Consider the following 2,189-nt stretch of genomic DNA (forward strand, 5'->3'; position numbering starts at 1 on the left):
GTGCAGTCGAAATCACCCACGAGATCCGCTCTTCAGCACCACGAGGCTCGGTGAAACTAATATCTGCACCGGCCGTGATTTCAGGGCGATCGTCGCGATGCGAGGCGAAAATCTTCACCTCAGGTGGCAGCGCATCACGCGCACCTTGAATAATGTCGCGCTGGCTAGACTGCCCTTCGAGAAACCAAATCATGTTTTAACCTCACTTGTAGATGTGCACTGACAGTCAAACCCGATGACGGGGACTGACAGCATCCGATAAGTTCAACCGGAACATAACGAGTCCGGCCGTAGCGTCAAGGCAATGCAGCGCGTTGTTCCAGGAGAGCGTCATCACGAGACAAGCTCCCATCCACAATTTCGGTTTTCAGCTTTTAAACTGGACCGCTTGCATGCGGTTCCTGCGCTCGTAAAATAATTCGGGACGGTGGTGGTGAGGCAAAACTAGGCGAGGTCAGCCGGAGAAAAACAAACAGCATCGTCATTTTCGAGTCGAGTCCAGTTAAGAATGGGCACCGATCGCAACATTTTTCTAACAATTCTGCAGCGACATCAAGTAAATCGTCCACAGACATTCTATTTCAGCGTATGAAGCTGCAGGGCAACTGAAGCTCACCCCGTACCGTCCTCAAGTTTTGAACCAGTATCGACCCCGGGATAATCTATACCACCACCTGGAGTCCGGCGACTAAAGGGTCAACAACTACGCGATTGGGCAAAATTCCGCGTATCCACATTCCATGAAACGAGGACACCCGTGAAGGTCCATTTCCGCATAAGCCAAAACCCGCTCGCGCGCACCAGATGAGTGGCCGGGGATTAACAAACTCGAAGTAACTGCGTGCGGTAGTGTTGCGAAAAACTAAGCTCGTATGCAGGTCCAATCACGAAGTCTTTAAGAGACGCTGAAGAGCTATGACCAGCTTGATCTGGATGCATAAGGCCGAACCCGATCTCCAGATCGCTCCTCGACTCAGCATCGCCACTTCCAAACTCGTAGCTGACGGAGTCACTCGGCGCCCCCCGTACCAAGCTGAGCACAGCATGGGAATCTGGCAAGTCATCAGCTACCCGCTCAGAAAACTGCTGAAGCGTTGGTTCCGCCAGGACGTAAAGCCATGCTTCGTTGTCAGTCGTAGTTGAACGACGCAGGATCCGTCCTAGAACTTGTCGGTAGTATAATTCGGTCCTGATCCGACTCAGGTGACAGCACACCTGTAACCTAGGGATATCCGTCCCTTCACTGATCATCCCAACAGCGACTATCCAAGGACAACTGCTGTAGCGAAAGTCGTTGATTACCTGCTGAGCATTGGGAGTCTTGTTGGTTACGACTTGGCACATCTCACCTTGGTGCCGGAGCATAGCCGCGATCTGATGGGCATGTTCAATGTTCGTTGCTACCACTAGGCCGCCGGCGTCAGGCTTCACCTCGCGAATCGAATTAAGCTTGTTACACCCCAAGAGCAGTAGCTGCTTGAGAATATCCTCATGACATAAAAGATCTTCGTAGGACACAGGAGAGTCGGCCAAAAGCCTGGCTATGTTTGGGAAAATCGTGACCGTATTCTCGCTTGCAACGGCCTCAGAAAACCTAACCATTTGATTGTCAAGAATGACTATCCGAGGCGATCGACAAACTTGGTCCGCGATTGCCTCTGGCAATCCATATCGATAATCGCAGATAAGATTTGCCTCAGGCGTGGAATAGCGTGCCAAGGCGATTGCCTTTTGATCAGATCGCCAAGGAGTACCCGAAAGTGCAAGCGTGCATGCTGCGCGATCTTGAACTCTCTGAATGATCTGTTGGCCCCAAGCATTGCTTAACAGCGCATCGTGGCCTGCACAGTGATGTATCTCATCAAATACGGCGAATATACGATGGTCATCGAAGAGCCTCCAAAACGCCTCATCCCGATACTCCATACCTTGATAGGTACACACAGCACCCACAGCGCCGATTAACCCATCAAGCCGTCTCCCGAGCACTTCGGCAAACGTCCGACGGAAGCCATCTACCACTTGTCGAGATGGAGCGAAACAAAGGATCAAATCAATTTCATTGCGCTCGAGCAGCACCTTGGCTAGCTCTGCTGCCATTCGCGTTTTTCCCGAACCTGGTGTTGCTTGGCAGAAGAAGTGAGGGTTACCGCGATAGTGCTCAAGCGCGGTTTCTATACATTCCCTTT

The 2,189-nt window shown here is 51.6% G+C and carries 1 protein-coding gene and 1 pseudogene; both read right to left on the reverse strand.

Features of this window, described 5'->3' with window-relative positions; genetic code table 11:
- Window positions 1–193: pseudogene (locus FQ182_RS29495) on the reverse strand (carboxylate--amine ligase); the annotation flags it as partial.
- Window positions 194–819: 626 nt separating this feature from the next.
- The coding region (locus tag FQ182_RS29500; protein WP_149494083.1) for a DEAD/DEAH box helicase at window positions 820–2,189 on the reverse strand (1,370 nt) is incomplete at its 5' end.

Source organism: Pseudomonas sp. ANT_H4 (assembly GCF_008369295.1).
GTDB lineage: Bacteria > Pseudomonadota > Gammaproteobacteria > Pseudomonadales > Pseudomonadaceae > Aquipseudomonas.